The 14,704-nt window shown below is 69.0% G+C and carries 12 protein-coding genes and 6 pseudogenes; 9 read left to right on the top strand and 9 right to left on the bottom strand.

The features are described 5' to 3' along the window. Positions 1–126: 126 nt before the first annotated feature. Positions 127–420: pseudogene (locus tag ACFYPS_RS34675) on the top strand (helix-turn-helix domain-containing protein); the annotation flags it as partial. Between the two features lie 282 nt (positions 421–702). Here the strand turns inward: ACFYPS_RS34675 and ACFYPS_RS34670 are convergent. The 3 genes and pseudogenes from ACFYPS_RS34670 to ACFYPS_RS34660 form a co-directional block, all read right to left on the bottom strand. After that, the gene (locus ACFYPS_RS34670; protein ID WP_387330429.1) at positions 703–1,179 is read right to left on the bottom strand and encodes a peroxiredoxin family protein; all 477 of its coding nucleotides are present in this window, start codon (positions 1,177–1,179) and stop codon (positions 703–705) included. Positions 1,180–1,208: 29 nt separating this feature from the next. Then, on the bottom strand, positions 1,209–1,622 hold the full coding sequence (locus tag ACFYPS_RS34665) for an IS3 family transposase (RefSeq protein ID WP_387330427.1): 414 nt from the start codon (positions 1,620–1,622) through the stop codon (positions 1,209–1,211). Then, positions 1,619–1,909: pseudogene (locus ACFYPS_RS34660) on the bottom strand (transposase); the annotation flags it as partial. The pseudogene ACFYPS_RS34660 and the gene ACFYPS_RS34665, both read right to left, overlap by 4 nt. 335 nt (positions 1,910–2,244) lie before the next feature. On the opposite strand from ACFYPS_RS34660, the gene ACFYPS_RS34655 reads away from it, so the two are divergent. From ACFYPS_RS34655 to ACFYPS_RS34640, 4 genes and pseudogenes are all read left to right on the top strand, one after another. Beyond that, on the top strand, positions 2,245–2,871 hold the full coding sequence (locus ACFYPS_RS34655; protein WP_387330424.1) for a DsbA family protein: 627 nt from the start codon (positions 2,245–2,247) through the stop codon (positions 2,869–2,871). A 54-nt stretch (positions 2,872–2,925) separates the two neighbouring features. Further along, positions 2,926–3,153, top strand: a pseudogene (locus ACFYPS_RS34650) (transposase); the annotation flags it as partial. A 105-nt stretch (positions 3,154–3,258) separates the two neighbouring features. Continuing rightward, positions 3,259–4,470, top strand: a complete 1,212-nt coding sequence (locus ACFYPS_RS34645) for an MFS transporter (RefSeq protein ID WP_387330421.1) — start codon at positions 3,259–3,261, stop codon at positions 4,468–4,470. Positions 4,471–4,510: 40 nt separating this feature from the next. Beyond that, positions 4,511–5,113, top strand: coding sequence for an MBL fold metallo-hydrolase (locus ACFYPS_RS34640; protein WP_387330418.1), 603 nt, complete (start codon positions 4,511–4,513; stop codon positions 5,111–5,113). A gap of 78 nt (positions 5,114–5,191) precedes the next feature. Here ACFYPS_RS34640 and istA read toward each other — a convergent pair. The 3 genes and pseudogenes from istA to ACFYPS_RS34625 all read right to left on the bottom strand — a co-directional run. Then, a pseudogene (gene istA, locus ACFYPS_RS34635) lies at positions 5,192–6,115 on the bottom strand (IS21 family transposase); the annotation flags it as partial. 94 nt (positions 6,116–6,209) lie between these two features. Beyond that, positions 6,210–7,748 carry an ISL3 family transposase gene (locus ACFYPS_RS34630; RefSeq protein ID WP_387330415.1) on the bottom strand — a complete coding sequence of 513 codons (1,539 nt, stop codon included), beginning with the start codon at positions 7,746–7,748 and terminating at the stop codon, positions 6,210–6,212. Between the two features lie 386 nt (positions 7,749–8,134). Beyond that, the gene (locus ACFYPS_RS34625) at positions 8,135–8,629 is read right to left on the bottom strand and encodes a hypothetical protein (protein WP_387330412.1); all 495 of its coding nucleotides are present in this window, start codon (positions 8,627–8,629) and stop codon (positions 8,135–8,137) included. 69 nt (positions 8,630–8,698) lie between these two features. Between ACFYPS_RS34625 and ACFYPS_RS34620 the strand changes: the two genes are divergently transcribed. Beyond that, positions 8,699–9,139 (top strand): hypothetical protein, encoded by a 441-nt coding sequence (locus ACFYPS_RS34620; RefSeq protein WP_387330409.1) that lies wholly within the window; start codon positions 8,699–8,701, stop codon positions 9,137–9,139. A gap of 392 nt (positions 9,140–9,531) precedes the next feature. Here the strand turns inward: ACFYPS_RS34620 and ACFYPS_RS34615 are convergent, their stop codons facing one another. After that, on the bottom strand, positions 9,532–10,923 hold the full coding sequence (locus ACFYPS_RS34615; RefSeq protein ID WP_387330406.1) for an MFS transporter: 1,392 nt from the start codon (positions 10,921–10,923) through the stop codon (positions 9,532–9,534). Positions 10,924–11,018: 95 nt separating this feature from the next. Between ACFYPS_RS34615 and ACFYPS_RS34610 the strand changes: the two genes are divergently transcribed. After that, entirely contained in the window at positions 11,019–11,606 is a 588-nt protein-coding gene (locus ACFYPS_RS34610) for a TetR/AcrR family transcriptional regulator (protein WP_354968553.1), read from the top strand. A 378-nt stretch (positions 11,607–11,984) separates the two neighbouring features. On the opposite strand, the gene ACFYPS_RS34605 is transcribed toward ACFYPS_RS34610, so the two are convergent. Both ACFYPS_RS34605 and ACFYPS_RS34600 read right to left on the bottom strand, forming a co-directional pair. Beyond that, a complete protein-coding gene (locus ACFYPS_RS34605) occupies positions 11,985–12,293 on the bottom strand; it encodes a hypothetical protein (RefSeq protein WP_387330432.1) in 309 nt (102 codons plus the stop codon). Positions 12,294–12,352: 59 nt separating this feature from the next. After that, positions 12,353–13,009: pseudogene (locus ACFYPS_RS34600) on the bottom strand (C40 family peptidase); the annotation flags it as partial. 126 nt (positions 13,010–13,135) lie between these two features. Between ACFYPS_RS34600 and ACFYPS_RS34595 the strand changes: the two are divergent. Both ACFYPS_RS34595 and ACFYPS_RS34590 read left to right on the top strand, forming a co-directional pair. After that, positions 13,136–13,414: pseudogene (locus ACFYPS_RS34595) on the top strand (NADH-quinone oxidoreductase subunit N); the annotation flags it as partial. Between the two features lie 351 nt (positions 13,415–13,765). After that, positions 13,766–14,644, top strand: a complete 879-nt coding sequence (locus ACFYPS_RS34590; protein ID WP_387330403.1) for a peptidase M23 — start codon at positions 13,766–13,768, stop codon at positions 14,642–14,644. Positions 14,645–14,704: the final 60 nt, after the last annotated feature.

The raw sequence follows: 14,704 nt of genomic DNA, 5'->3' as shown, positions 1-14,704 counted from the left end.
CCACGGCAGGTCGGCGACATCGTCCGCGCCGCTCTCCACCTCACCCATTTCGAATACCGATACCTACCGGATTCTTGTTGAGATCACGTCACTGGTCGTTGCGAATCCTGATGGGACGGGGTTCGCATGCCGAGATACGCGCCGAACAAGATGTCGACGGACGTCAAGCGTCGCTATTTCGAACTGATCAGGACAGGAGTGCTGGGTGCTCGAGCCGCCCAGGAAGTGGGCGTGTCGCTGAGTTGTGGATCATTGTGGTTCATCGACGCTGGCAGCGTGAGCTATGTCGAAACCCCGATCAGCGGGCGGTATCTGAGTCAGGACGACAGGATCGAGATCGCCGACGGGCTCGCCCGAGGAGAGCAGGTCAAGTCGATCGCCGCCCGGATCGGCAAGAGTTACCAGAGCGTGTACCGGGAGATCGCTCGCAACCGCAAACCCGACGGCCGGTATCAGCCGTGGTGTGCACACAACCAGGCTCATGTGCGCCGACGGCGCCCGAAGCCGCGGCGGCTGGCGGCCGACAACGCTAGCCCGGCGGCCTGGTCTGACACCCTTACCGCCCGCTTACGGGGCGTGGGTCCGGCCTTGTCCTGCTTCCACGGGTGGCGGTTCCCGCGGCTGGTGTCCACCGCGTACCCGGCCACGATGGGGTGTCTGTGCGCGCACTCCAGCATGGCCGGCCGCGGCGGGGCCATGGTGTCAGGCGTGGGAGCGCAGGTAGCGCACCAGCCCGGCGACGTCCTCCGGTACGAGGCGGCCGATGGCGCCGCTGGAGTAGACGGCGTTGAGTACGGAGCCGTCCGGGCCGAGGACGAAGCCGGTCGACTGCAGGTGACGGGGGTCGTCGTTGAGGTACGCGCCGGTCAGGGCGGCGACCTGCTCGGCGTCCGCGCTGTGGCCGACGGGGAATGCGAGGTGGTGCTTGTCGACCAGCGCCTTGGTGGTTGGTTCATCGTCGACGGAGAGCGCGGCGACCTGGACGTCGAGTGCGGTGAGGGTGTCGGTGGCGCGCTGGAACGCCGCGAGCTGGGCGGTGCAGTAGGGGCACCAGGAGCCCCGGTAGATCAGTACGACGCCGTAGTGCCCGGCGAACTCGTCGGGTAGCCGGAGGGCGCCCCCGCCGGTACGCGGCACCTCGAGGGTCGGGAAGGTCTGGCCGTTGTCGAGTCGAGCCATGATGCGTCTCCTTGTCAGCCGGTCCACGATCACGATTGAGTCAACACCGCGAAAACTGGACTGACGACCGCGGTGAAGTTGCGGCAGACCAGGTCCGGCGCCGGCGTGGCCTTCGGATCAGAACGCGAGGACGGCGGGCGCCACTTCTTGCGCAGGAAGGCGCCCTGCCGGCCGTCGGCGCGCATCGGCCGCTCGACCCGTTCGCGGCCGATGCGCCAGCCCCGGCGACGCAGCATCGCGTGCACCCGCGGGCTGCCGTAGGTGCCGCCCGACCGGTCGTGCACCGCCCGGATCTGGTCGAGCAGCTCGGCGTCGTCACGGCGGCGCTGCGACGGGCTGGCGGCCTGAGCGAGCCAGCCGTAGAACGTTGACGTGGCCACGCCGATCACCCGGAGGACGGGCTCGACCCCGAAGCGGTCACGCAGCTCGTCCACGAGCCTCATGACCGTCGCCGGGTCGGGTCGAGTTCCAGGGCGAAAAAAGCGCTCGCCGCCTTCAAGATTTCGTTGGCTCGCTTGAGCTCGGCGTTCTCCTTGTGCAGGTGCCGCAACTCCTCCAGCTTCGAGGTGGTGGGGCGGTCGCCGCGCTCGCCGCGGTCGGCCTCGTCCTGGCGGATCCAGTTGCGCAGCGCCTCGTGATGCACGCCAAGCTGGGCGGCCAACTGCCGGATCACCGGCCTGGGATCAGACTCCCGGTACAACCGCACCGCCCGAGCCCGCAGCTCGTCGGGGTACTTCTTCTGGGCGACCTCGGAGGACTCCCTTCCGCTCTATCAGAGCAGGATCGAAAGCCTCCGAGCTACCGGGGGAACCTCACCTGCACCGTCCCCCCGGGACAGGCCGAGTTCGGCGTCCAGCTTGCGGGTGGCGGGCATCCGGGTGTGCGGGGCGAGCCGCCCGGTGCGGATGGCATCCCGGAGCGCCTGTTCGAGCCCGGACCGGCGGCCGCTCGCCGGGGGGCCGGGTCCAGATGGAGATCCACGCCCAGGGCTGCCGAAGTGGACCAGGATTTCGTCATGGTATTGGACCTTAAGCATGTTCCAATCCGTGCGATAACATCGCTGCCATGACAGGTGAAGCACCCACGCCGCAGACCCGAGTCGACTTCTACTTCGACCCCGCCTGCCCTTTCGCCTGGATCACCTCGCGGTGGATCCTCGAGGTGGAGCCGCTGCGCGACCTTGACGTCCGGTTTCACGTCATGAGCCTGTATCTGCACAACGAGGGCAACGAGCTGCCCGGCTGGTATCGCGATCTTGTCGATCGCTCCCGCGGCCTGGTCCGCGTCGCCACGGCCGCGGTCGAGCACCACTCCGAGGACGTACTCCGCGGCCTCTACACCGCCTTCGGCACCCGCATTCACGATAAGGGAATGGAGGACTTCGACGCGGTCGCTGCCGAGTCCCTGGCCGAGCTCGGGCTCCCCGCGAGCCTCGCGGAGGCAGCGCGTTCGGCCGAGTACGACGCCGCCCTCCAGCGCAGCCACGACGCGGGCAAGGATCCTGCGGCGGGCGGTTATGTGGGCACGCCCACGATGCACATCGACGGAACGGCCTTCTTCGGCCCGGTGATGAACAGCATCCCGCGGGGCGAGGAGGCGGCGCGGCTCTTCGACGCAGTGCGGACCCTCTCGGCACACCCGGGCTTCTTCGAGCTGAAGCGGGAACGGACGGGCAGCCTGCGCTTCGACTAAGAACCCCTAACGCAATGAGGTTGGCAGGCCGGTCGCGGGGTAGTCGGCTCGGTCATGAGGAAGGGCCAACAGCCGCCGTGGATCCTGCCGGACGGGCTGCGGCAGCGCATCGAACCGCTCCTGCCCGCCCACCAGCGCCGGTACCGGTATCCCGGCCGTAAACGGCTGGATGACCGCAAGGCGTTGTGCGGGATCCTGTTCGTGCTGCACACCGGGATTCCCTGGGAGTTCCTGCCCCAGGAACTGGGGTTCGGGTCAGGGATGACCTGCTGGCGGCGCCTAGCTAGCCTCGCCATCCGCATGTCAGCGGCGGTACCGGGTACTTGGCGCCCGAGGAACGGGACTTCACCGTGACGCAGCCGACGTTGACCGCGAGGAGCAATTGAGATGAGCAGCGGCAGCACCCTCCGGCGGGGCCATCTCGGGCCGAACCTCACCCTGTTCCTGCTCGCCTCGATCCTCGTGTCGTTCCTCGCCTCCTCGTTCGCCCCGACCCCCCTCTACTCGACCTACCAGGCGGCCTGGCATTTCTCCCCGATCGTCACCACCGTCGTGTTCGGCGTCTACGCCGTCGCGGTACTCGGCTCGCTGCTGACCGCCGGCAAGCTCTCCGACCATGTCGGGCGGCGGCCGGTCCTGATCGTCGCGATCGCGATCCAGATGATCTCGCTGATCATCTTCATCCTCGCCAACGGTGTACCCACGCTGCTGGCGGCCCGTATCGTGCAAGGGCTCGCGGTCGGCCTCGCCATCGGCGCGATCGGGGCGGCCATGCTGGACGTCAACCGCGCCCGGGGCACGCTCGCCAACTCGATCGCCCCGGGTATAGGGGGCGGCCTCGGCGCCCTCCTCTCGGCGCTTCTCGTCCAGTTCCTGCCCGCACCGACCCGACTGATCTACATCGTCCTGCTGGTGGTCCTGCTGATCCAGGCCGTCGGGGTGGTGCTGATGCCCGAGACGGTCACCGCCAAGCCCGGCGCGGTACGGAGCCTGTTGCCGGAAATCAGCCTGCCCCGCACCGTACGCGGGCCGATGCTGGTGGCCGCTCCGGTGTTCGTCGCCGGGTGGTCGCTGCTGAGCTTCTTCGGCGCCCTCGGTCCGGCGCTCGTCCGCTTACTCGGCCCCACCTCGATCGCGATCGGCGGGGTGGCGATCTTCGTCTTCACCGGCGTCTCGTCCGCCGCCGTCTTCGTGCTGCGCAACGCAACCGCGCGGACCTCGATGCTCACCGGAATCGCCACTCTCATCCTTGGCATGATCATTACGATGGTCGCGATCGACGCCAACTCCATCGCGGTCTTCTTCGTCGGCGTCGTGCTCGCCGGCATCGGCTTCGGCGGCACCTTCCAGGGCGGTCTCAAGACGGTGATGCCGCTGGTCGAGGCGCATGAACGGGCGAGCGTGCTCTCCCTGATCTACATCATCTGCTATGTGGCCCTCGGCCTGCCCGCCGTCATCGCCGGCTTCCTGGTGGTGCACGGGGGCGGCCTGCGCCGCACCGCGAACGAGTTCACCATCTTCGTTATCGTGCTGGCCGCGATCGCCCTGATCGGCCTGGTCGGGAACGCTCGGAAACGGACCATCCGGGCACCGGGGTGAAGTCGCTGGGGCCCGGCCGGCCGGCGGACCTTAATACAGCATGCGGATCACCAAGTACACCCATGCCTGCGTGCGACTCGAACACGACGGGCGGGTGCTCGTCATCGACCCCGGCATCTGGAGCGAACCGGCCGCCCTGGCCGGCGCCGACGCGGTGCTGGTGACGCATGAACACGCCGACCACGCCGACGTATTACGGCTGGCCGGGCTCGGCGTGCCGGTCTACGCACCGGCCGAGGCGGACCTCCCGCGGCTCGCGGTGACCGGAGTGTCTGCGGGCGAGGAGTTCACCCCGGCCGGGTTCCGGGTACGAGCGGTGGGCGGCCGGCACGCGTTCATCTACGGCGGACAGCCGGACTGCGCCAACCTGGGCTACCTCGTCGAGGACGCGCTCTATCACCCGGGCGACTCACTGCACGTCCCGGAGCAGCCGGTCGAGACGCTCCTGGTGCCGGCGCAGGGCTCATGGCTGAAGCTGGTCGAGGCGATCGACTTCGTCAAGGCGGTCGACCCGCGACGGGCGATCGCCATCCACGACGCCCAACTCAACGAACGCGGTCTCGCCAGCGTCAACGGTTGGCTCGGCGGAAAGGCCGGCGACCGCTACCGCTACCTGACTCCCGGCGAATCGCTCAAGCCCTAGCCTAGACGCCAAGGTGCACACCATGACCGGCAACAGCGACTACACCGTCCGGCAAGCCGCTTACGACCTACGCAAGATCCGAGGCAACCGTGTGGTTTGTCGCCAGCCAACCACCGGCGCGACCGGCGGCAGCGACAGCATCGCGGCCCGGTCGGCGTCCCACCGGTCCACGGGTCGGCAGCCCAACATTCGGTGCTGGCGGTTGTTCGCCCGCACCAACCACTCGGTGAGTTGGGCATTGAAGTCCTGCGGCGAGGCGAACCGGCGGCCGGGCAGGAACGAGGTCTCCAGATAGCCGTTGGCCCGCTCGACCAGGCCCTTGGCCTCCGGGTCCGCCGGCCGGCACTGGATCACCTTGATGCCGAGGGTGCCGCGGAAGGCGTTCATCGCCTCCGTCAACTGCGGCCTGCCGGCCCGCCACTGCCCGACAGCGGACTCGTTGTCCCACACCAACGCCTTGGGCGTCCGGTCCCACCCGGAGATCAGCGTCCAGTGCCCGCCCAGCAGGTCCGCCGACTGCCGGGACGGGATCATCACCGCCGACAGCCACCGCGAATACCCCGACACCATCACCAACACCGGAGGCCTGCCGACCTGCCCGAAGCCCAACGACACGTCCGCCGGCGGGAACCACAGATCACACTGCGCCAGCTCACCCGGCAGATACTCCGTTCGCTGGGCCGGGTCCGGGCGGCGGAACAACGGCCGCAGCTGCTGCACCCGATCGCAGAACACCGTCTTGCCCCGAGTCCAGCCGACCCGTTCCATGATCACCGTCGAGGGCATGTCCGGGAACTCCGCCAACAACGCCCTGATCTGCGGCTCGACCCCGTCCACGATCGAACCCTTCGTCGCCCGCCGATACCGCTGCGGCTCGTCACTGGCCAGGGCCTTCTTCACGGTGTTGCGAGACATCCTCAACCGCCGTGCGATGGCCTGGATCGCCATGCCCTCCGACCGCCGCAGCCGCCGGATCTCCGCCCAGTCCTCCACGCTCAGCACCTCCCGATGCTTCAGGAGATGGTCCCGATTCAGCCGGAACCACGTGGTCAGTTTTCAGGATCTGGCCCACTTTCCGTGATCGGGACTGACCCGGTCAGGCCAGCAGGACTCGCTTGCGGAGCAGGTCGAGGTTGGCGCGGCGATACATCTGTCGTTTGATCATCTTGATGCGGTTGACGTGGCCCTCGACGACGCCGGAGCTGTGGGGAAGGGTCAGACCGTTGAGGACGGCGTCGTAGTCACGGCGTAGGCCGGCGATGAATGAGTGCAGGTCGGGTTGGTCGTCTGCGGTCACGGCAGTGATCCAGGCGTTGAGGCGGTGCCCGCGCCGGCGGGTGAGTATCTCCGCGAACGCGTTGACGTGGTCGGCCAGAGCGTTCAGATGCGGGCAGGCAGCCCGGATCGTGGCGAGGCCCGTGTGGTCCTCGGGGTGCAGCGTGTCGGGGTGACGCAGCAGCCAGGCGGTGATCCGGCGGACCTTCGGCGGCCGGGGCCGGGCTGGTGGTGGCGTGGCGGCGGCTCGCAGGGGTTGCAGGTAGGTACGCAGGGTGGTGGCACTGCCGCTGTAGCCACGGACGCGGATCTCGGCGAACAGTTCAGTGGCGTTGGTGATGCCATCGTTGAGGCGTTGATGCAGGTAGTCGAGGTGGTCATCGAGGATGCTGGGCCGACCGGCGCGAGGTTTGGCCAGGAGCTCATCGATGCTGGCGGCGCGGGCGAAGCGGCGCACGGTTCCGCGGGCCAGGTCGAGTCGCCGGGTGATCTCCCGGATGCTGTGGCCCTCAGCCCAGAGCGCCTGAACCTGTTCGTAACGGCGCCGGGTCCGAGGCACCAACAGTCCCTGCTCTGCCCGTTGGGCAGTGGCATCGACGGCAACCTGGGTCAGGTCCGCCGTGGCCGTCGGTGCGGGCTGCGGCGGTGCGATGGTGAGGCAGCGGTGGTGGCGGGCGACGGTCTTCTCGACGTGTTCGGCGAGGTTGTGCCACAGATGCCACCGGTCGGCCACCTGGATGGCCTGGGGCGCACCCGTGCGGGCTCCCTCGGCGTAGGCGTTGGCGCGATCTCGGCAGATGACCTGCACGGTCGGATGCTGCCCCAGCCACGTGGCGAGGGTGGCCGCTTCCCGATCGGGTAGCAGGTCGACCGGCCGGCGGGTGTCGACGTCGACCAGCACCGTCGCATAGCGGTGGCCTCGGCGCAGGGCGAAGTCATCCACGCCCACCGCGGTGAGCGTCCGGACCGGCGGGTCGGGCAGGGCGCGGACCAGCCGCAGGACGCTGCTGCGGCTGGTCACCAGGCCGAGGCGGTCGGCCAGCCGGGCACCCGCGCGACCGGCAAGAGCCACCCCGATCTTCTCCAGCGTCTGGCGAAGCAGCGGACTACGCCGTCCATATCTGGAGGTCAACCCGGTGACCTGCTCGGCGAACGTGCGGACCGGGCAGCGCACCGTGTCGCAGAAGAACCGGCGGACCCGTAACCGGATCTCCACCGGCTGGCCAGCCACCGCGGCATCGCTGAGTCGACGTTCGTAGCGGCTATGAACCCGCCGGGCCCGGCGTCCACAACCGGTACACGCCGCACGGCGGGCTCGCGCCCGCGCCCATATCCGCAGGCCAGCCGACTGCCGGTCCACTCGCTCAACCACGACAGGTGCCAGATGAGGCGGGACCGCAACAAGATCAGCCGATCGCACGACGCACCCTACACAGTGGATCCGGCGCACTGATCCGGGTCAGTCCCGATCACGGAAAGTGGGCCAGATCCAGTTTTCAGGCGGAGCCGACAACCGGCCGAAGCCGCAGCGCTGCTACGAGTCCTGGCTACGCCGCTACGCCGCCCGCCGCCAAATTCCGCGCACCTTGCTCGGCAAGCACCTGCGCTTCTCTGCCGCCGACTTCACCCGCGATCATCACCGCCGCCGCGCAACCCGCCACCGCACGCCGCCGCACCCCTCGACCACAGCACCGCACCAGCGACTTGCCACTACCGTGAAGTCACGCGTCCATAGGCAGGCAGGCGCTACGGGATCGGGGCGGAGGTCTGGTCGGTCGAGGCCGCGGCGGAGAGCATCCGCGCGAACATTTGCGCGGTACGGAGGCCTGCCGCGCCGCTCGCTCTGAATTGGCGGGTGGCCCCGTCAACGCATTCGACGGTCACGGTGACTCGACCGTGGATCGCGTCACTGCGCGCGAAGGTCACATCGGCGGCACTTAGGCTCTCGGCGGGTCGACGCTCGGCGTGCCAGATTTGAACTGCTGCGGCCGTAGCGCCAACGGCGCCGGCAACGACGACAGTCACGGCGGCGCCGATCAGCCACTGCCCAACTCGTTCGTTCACGGCGTGGGTGACGCCGTTGGAGACCGCCCCAAGAACCATGCAGACCAGCACCGACCCCGCAGACCAGCGCAGCAGACGCCGCCACCGCAACGCGGCCGACGTGATAAAGACCGTCGTACCATCCAGCCTCAGGCTCGCGGTCTCGCCTGAGTCGAGGGCAACGGGGAAAGCCTTCACTCCGTCACAGTATGTCATGATTGGTCACTCAGGTAGAGAACCATCCGCTTGGGGAGTTATTGTGGCGGCATGCCGGCTTGGCTCAGACCGCCGCGGCTGCTCGGCCACCTGATTATCGGTGTGGCCGCTGCGACATGCCTACGTTTGGGCTGGTGGCAGTGGCACCACGCGCTGCAAGGCAGCGGCCGCAGTTACGGGTACGCATTGCAGTGGCCGCTGTTCGCCGCCTTCGGCGTGTTCTTCTGGACCCGCGTGGTGCGGGAGCGCCTCAGCCGAGCTGCCCGCACGTCTGAGGCTTACACATCTGCGGCAACGGCGACTGTCGGGCTCTCCTGGTCATTTCATCGTGGCGAAACGGACACGGGCCCAGCGGCGCGGCCGACATCGACCGGGACAGCGCAGCACGACGAGGACGACCCGGACGTGGCCGCGTACATGCACAGGCTGCGGTGGCTCAATGCCGACCCGCGTCGGCGCCTATCGGACTATCCCGGCTGCGACGGCTACTGATCCCAGCCGCGACGTCGGCTGGCCGGTTGGACACTGCGGGCAGTCCGGCGAGGCCAGCGCGGCGACGCTGCCGGGCGCCGCGCTGTCGCCCGGGGGCCTACGCTGGCAGCGGATCGCGGTCTTGGTAGGCCGCCACGAGTCGGAGCGCCGTTCGGAATCGAGCGGCCGGCACGCCGCATCGGGGGCAGAGCCTGAAAGAACCCGGTCTGCCCCGCTGCTGAACCAGCTCGGGGCCGGGCGCAGCGCGGCGAACCCACATCCAAAGCAAGAGGCCAAGTCACGTGATGGTGCCAAAACAAGGTGCCGATGGAGGCGCGTCGCCGCTGCGACTGAGTCGGTGTGAGCAGTGTCCCCGGCGAGGATGACAGCCCCGCCGGGGATCACTGCCGAGTTCACTGGCTGGAGCGGGCGTTCGGGGTGAGGATCAAGGCAAGGACAGCCGCGGTGACGGCGATGACGGCGCCGGTGGTGAAGCCGCGTGCGAAGCCGGTTGTGCTGGTGCCAGCGATGCTTGCCGCAGCGACGCTGGATACGACAGCCGCGCCGAGTGAAGCCCCGAATTCGTGGAAGGTGCTGACGATTCCGGATACGAGACCGGCTTCGTGGGGCTGAACCTGGCCGAGTGCGGTAGCGGAGGCGACGACGAAGACCGCGCCGGTGCCGGCGGAGGCGATGCTGACACCTATCACCATGGTCAACGTCCCCTCCCAGAGGGCGGGGATTGCCATGCCGGCTGCCGCGACGAGAAGTCCCAGCACCGCGAGTGCCCGAGCACCCGCACGACCGATGACGCGACCTGCGGAGCTCGCACCGAGCATGGTCGCGAGCGCCACGGGAAGGAAGAGCAACCCGGTGCGCAGTGGGCCGTAACCCCGGTGGTCTTGAAGGTAGAACGTTCCGAGGAAAAAGACGCTGATCATCAGAGCGGTCGCGACGAGGATCAGTAGCGTTCCGGCTGCGACGGGTCGACGCAGCAGAAGTCGGACATCCATCAGTGGGCTGGCGGCGAGGCGCTGGCGGGCGACGAACGCTGCGTAGAGAGCCACTGCCGTGCCCAGCAGGATCAGGGTGACCGGCGTGCCCCAGCCTCGGTCTCCGGCCTGGATCAGGGCGTAGATCAGGGACCCGGTAGCGGCTGTTACCAGCACCGCGCCCGGCACATCGAGCCGACCGTCCCCGATCGGCCGAGGCTGCGGCGGAAGCTGAATGCGGAGGGTAAGCAGGAGGACAAGTCCGACGGGAACGTTGATGAAGAACACCCAGGGCCAGCCGGGCCCGGCGGTCAGCAGGCCGCCGAGGAGGACCCCTAGGGCCGCGCCGCCGCCGCCCAGCGCCGACCAGATTCCGAGGGCTTTGTTGCGCTCCTCGCCGTCGAAGATGGTGACGACCAGGGACAGCGCGGCGGGGGAGAGGATCGCCGCGGCCAAGCCTTGTGCGACGCGACCGCCCAGCAGCATAGGACCGTTATTCGCGAGTCCGGCGGTGAGGGACGCGGCGATGAAGAGCAGGAGCCCGGCGAGGACCAGGCGTCGGGCGCCGAACAGGTCGGCGGCGCGCCCGCCGAGCAGCAGCAGGCCACCGAAGGCGAGGGTGTAGCCGCTGACCACCCAGGTGAGAGCCTCCCGCTCCAGGCCAAGATCTGCGCCCATGTGCGGCAGGGCGATCGCGACAACGGTGACGTCCAGGATGAGCATCAGTTGCGCGACCCCGACGAGTCCCAGGATCTTCCAGCGCTGCGGGTGGGGATGCGGGGATGTGGTGGTGACGGTCACGGGTTGGGCCATGACGGCCAGCCTCCTTCCGTAAGTCGAACAGGGGTGTTTGAGTTGCGGGAGAGATACCATAACCCGAACAGTGCTGTTCGAGTTGAGGAAGTTGCATGTCTCACCCCCCGGCGAAGCCGACCCTCCGAGCCGACGCCAAGCAGAACGTTGCGAAGATCCTGGACGCGGCCGTGGCCTGCCTGAGCCGCAACGCGGACGCGAGCGTGAGCGAGATCGCGAAAACGGCAGGGGTAGGCAGAGTGACGCTCTACGGGCACTTTCCCTCCCGAGAGGCCCTGGTCGACGCCGCGCTGACCCGAGCTATAGCCGATGGGGAACACGTCCTGCAGACGCTCGACCTGACCGGCGACCCCCGTGAGGCCCTAGACGCCCTGATCAGATCCAGCTGGCTGCTGGTCGCCCAGGCGACCGCCGTTCTCGAAGCGGCGCAGACGACGTTGCCGCCCGGACGGGTGCAAGAACTCCACGCCGAACCTGCCCAGCGCGTTGACGACCTGATCCGCCGCGGCCAGTCAGAAGGGGCCTTCCGAGCCGATCTCCCAGCCAGTTGGCTGACCAGCGTCCTGCACCACGTCATCCACGGCGCGGCCATCGACGTCGCCAAGGGGCGACTGGAAAGCGCAGACGCCGCCCAATTCATCTCCGAGACGATCCTGGCCGCCTACACAAAAGCTGGCGCCTGACGAAGAATCGCCGGGGCCAGGCATTGCCAGCGCCCGCGCCGGACCGCAGCACCGCCGGCCACACCACTCGGCAGAGCAGCTCCCGTCGACGCCCAACTCCTTCCGATGGCGGGGGCATAGGCACCCACCCCGGCGGTCGGCTCCTCGCGGCAAGGGCTTCGACGGCGACTGGGGGTTGCTGAAGGCGCAACTCATCGAAGCTCGGCGGCTGCGCCAAATCGGCCAGCCGGTCCCGACGCGTTGCACGGAAGGCGCCTCGGCGCCGCCAGCGGCGGCCGAGTCGGGTCGTCGACCGTGTCCTGGCGGGCACCCGGGCCCTGGTTGCCGCAGCCGACCGAGCGCCACTAGCGCCGACACTTTGCGGACGAGGTCTAGGGCCTAGTCGTTGACGCGCTCGGGGTCGGGGTGGTGGGGGTTGGACTGCTGGTCGACGGAGAGGGCGATGGCGTCGGTGAGCGGGTAGGGCTGGGTGTGGTCGGGGTCGGCTTGGGGCCGGTAGGCGTGGGGGTGGGGCGGGGTCGAGTAGGCGTGGGAGTGGGCCTGGGCGACGCAGTGGGCCTCGGCGACGCAGTGGGGCTGGGCGACGGAGTGGGGCTGGGCGTGGCCGTGGGCGGCGGTGCCGAAGGCGACGTGGTGGGCGCGGGGACCGCCGGGATCACCCGTGTTGCGGCGTAGAAGCGTGACCACCAGACGGAGGAAATCTTGACTACATCGCCGGTGGTGGGCGCCTGGACCATCTTGCCGTCGCCGATGTACATGCCCATGTGGTGGATCGTGGTCCAGCTAGAGCCCGAGGCGAAGAAGACCAGATCGTCGGGGAGCAGCATGCTGCGGTCAACGGTGCGACCACGAGTGGCGTTGTACTGATCCCGCGACACGCGCGGCAGCTGGTCAAAGTCGGCGCCGCGCGAGCGGTACGCAGCCCAGACAAGCCCGGAGCAGTCGTAGCGATTGGGTCCCTCAGCCCCCCACTCGTAGGGCTTGCCGAGTTGGGCCCGAGCGAACCGGACCGCCGCGAGAGCGCGAGGGTTCGCGACCAGCCCAGCGACGCTCTCACCGTCAGTGGTGTTCGGACGTAGCTGCCGATCGGCGGCGTCACGCTGCCGCTCGAGCGCTTCGATCTTGCCGGTATTGCGCCGCCTAAGGTCCAGCAGCTCGGCTTGCCGCCTCTTGAAGGTCGCCTCTGCCGTCGTGTAGGTCGCGCGTGCGGCCTGAGCGGCGGTCAACGCGGCGGTGTGCGCGGCAACTGCTTGCTGCTCCGTCGCTTGCACGCGCAGCAGGTCACGGGCGCTTCCTTGGGAGTCGCCGGCGCGCTGCTGGCCCTTCTGAATGCGTAGGAGGGCGCCGAGATCCTGCAGATGGGAGCCGACCTCGCCCGGCGGCAACTCGGCCGCTCGCTTCATCGCCTCGGCGGCGGTGGGGCCGAGGTTCTGCTGCGCCTTCAGGAGCGCGGCCCGCGTGACCTGCAGCTGCCGCTCGGTCTCCTGCGATGCGGTTTCGGTCCGGGTCTGCTCCTGTTGGAGCGTCAGAAGCTCACCACCGCGAGCGCCGCCTGGGACGGCGGGTACGCCTGGCTCGCCGTCGTGGTGTTCGTCAACACCGTGATCAGTCTCTTCTACTACCTGCGCTGGATCGTCCCGGCCTACCGCGACCCCGCGCTGGCGTCATCCGGCGGCGATCACCGCGCCCCGTGGCCCGATCATCCGACGCGGCGGTGGTCGGCGAGGCTCGCGGTGACAGCTGCCGCACTCAGCCTCGTGGTGGGTCTCGCCGCGGGCCTGCTCTGGAACGTGGCGGCCGGCATCTGAGCATCGAACGTCGGTCCGGCAAACAGCAGGGGAACCGGCCATGATCACAATTTAGGAACCGGCGACAGATACGGGCGAATCCGCTGATCTGCCACGGGTGCGGCCAAGCGGGGGAATCCGACATCACCCGAAAGGGCGAGTTAGTGGATCGCCTGACGAGGGGTGTCCGCGCGCGCCGTTCGTGCCCTGCGCTAGCGGGCGGCAGCGGGACGGGCGGTATGCCCGGATGGCGTAAATCACTACCGGCGCTGCCGGGCTGGTGTGGAGGATCCCGTTGCGCAGGGGAGAAGTGTGAGCACCGCCACCTGATCGCCGTGGGTGACCATGGTTTCTCCTGCCTAGCCTCGGCGGATGCGTAACGACGGCAACCTCGACCACCCGCGCGGCCTCGGCGGCCCGGCTGACCGTTCGGACGATATCCCCTCCGCCGAACAGCCGGCTAGCACGTCCCAACCGCGACTCTCCACCGGATGGTGGCGTACCCGCCTCGGCGGCCTCGCTAACCCCTTCGCCGCCCGGCCGGGCCGGACCCGCATGGCGGTGGCCACCGGGGCCGTGTGCTGCCTCGGTCTCGTGGGCGCCACCTTCATCGGCGCCGACCCCGCCGGGGAGTCACTCAGCCCCAACCAGCGTGCCGAGATCGCCCAGCGGGCCGAGGCCGACCCGGCCTCCCGCGGGCAGGCCCGCCAGCCCGCCGCACCGGTCACCGAAACCCCCACCCCGGAAATCTCCCCGTCAACGACAATGCCCGCGCCCAAGCCGACGGCGAAGTCCAAGCCCAAGCCCAAGCGGATCGTTCCGGTCGCTGGGCTGGACCAGGCGCAGATGGACAACGCCAAGACGATCGTGCGTACCGGCCGGGAGATGGGCGTGCCGCGCCACGGGCTGGTGATCGCGGTGGCCACCGCGATGCAGGAGAGCACCCTCTACAACTACGCCAGTGGCGTGCTGCCGGAGTCGCAGGACTACCCGCACCAGGCGATCGGCTGGGACCACGACTCGGTCGGGCTCTTCCAGCAGCGGCCCAGCACCGGTTGGGGCAGCGTGCGCGACCTGATGAAGCCGGAGTTCGCGACACGCCAGTTCCTCACCGCCCTGCAGGCGATCCCCGGCTGGCAGGACCTTCCCCTGACCGTCGCGGCCCAGGCCGTGCAGGTGTCGGCGTTCGGTTGGCTGTACGCCCAGCACGAGTGGCGGGCTACCGAGGTCGTGAACGCCGTCCTCTCCTGACCACGAGCAACCGACGCCGCGCTCCTCCGGAGGGCTCGGCGTCGGCCTGCTTCTCTGTGG

Source organism: Micromonospora sp. NPDC005087 (assembly GCF_042872965.1).
GTDB lineage: Bacteria > Actinomycetota > Actinomycetes > Mycobacteriales > Micromonosporaceae > Micromonospora.
Note: the sequence above shows the minus strand (reverse complement) of the source record. Positions and strands in the feature narration are given on the sequence as shown.

Coding starts and splice junctions, on each gene's coding strand:
- ACFYPS_RS34670 (WP_387330429.1), bottom strand. CDS start 1,179: ATGGCTCGACTCGACAACGGCCAGACCTTCCCGACCCTCGAGGTGCCG.
- ACFYPS_RS34665 (WP_387330427.1), bottom strand. CDS start 1,622: ATGAGGCTCGTGGACGAGCTGCGTGACCGCTTCGGGGTCGAGCCCGTC.
- ACFYPS_RS34655 (WP_387330424.1), top strand. CDS start 2,245: ATGACAGGTGAAGCACCCACGCCGCAGACCCGAGTCGACTTCTACTTC.
- ACFYPS_RS34645 (WP_387330421.1), top strand. CDS start 3,259: ATGAGCAGCGGCAGCACCCTCCGGCGGGGCCATCTCGGGCCGAACCTC.
- ACFYPS_RS34640 (WP_387330418.1), top strand. CDS start 4,511: ATGCGGATCACCAAGTACACCCATGCCTGCGTGCGACTCGAACACGAC.
- ACFYPS_RS34620 (WP_387330409.1), top strand. CDS start 8,699: ATGCCGGCTTGGCTCAGACCGCCGCGGCTGCTCGGCCACCTGATTATC.
- ACFYPS_RS34615 (WP_387330406.1), bottom strand. CDS start 10,923: ATGGCCCAACCCGTGACCGTCACCACCACATCCCCGCATCCCCACCCG.
- ACFYPS_RS34610 (WP_354968553.1), top strand. CDS start 11,019: ATGTCTCACCCCCCGGCGAAGCCGACCCTCCGAGCCGACGCCAAGCAG.
- ACFYPS_RS34590 (WP_387330403.1), top strand. CDS start 13,766: ATGCGTAACGACGGCAACCTCGACCACCCGCGCGGCCTCGGCGGCCCG.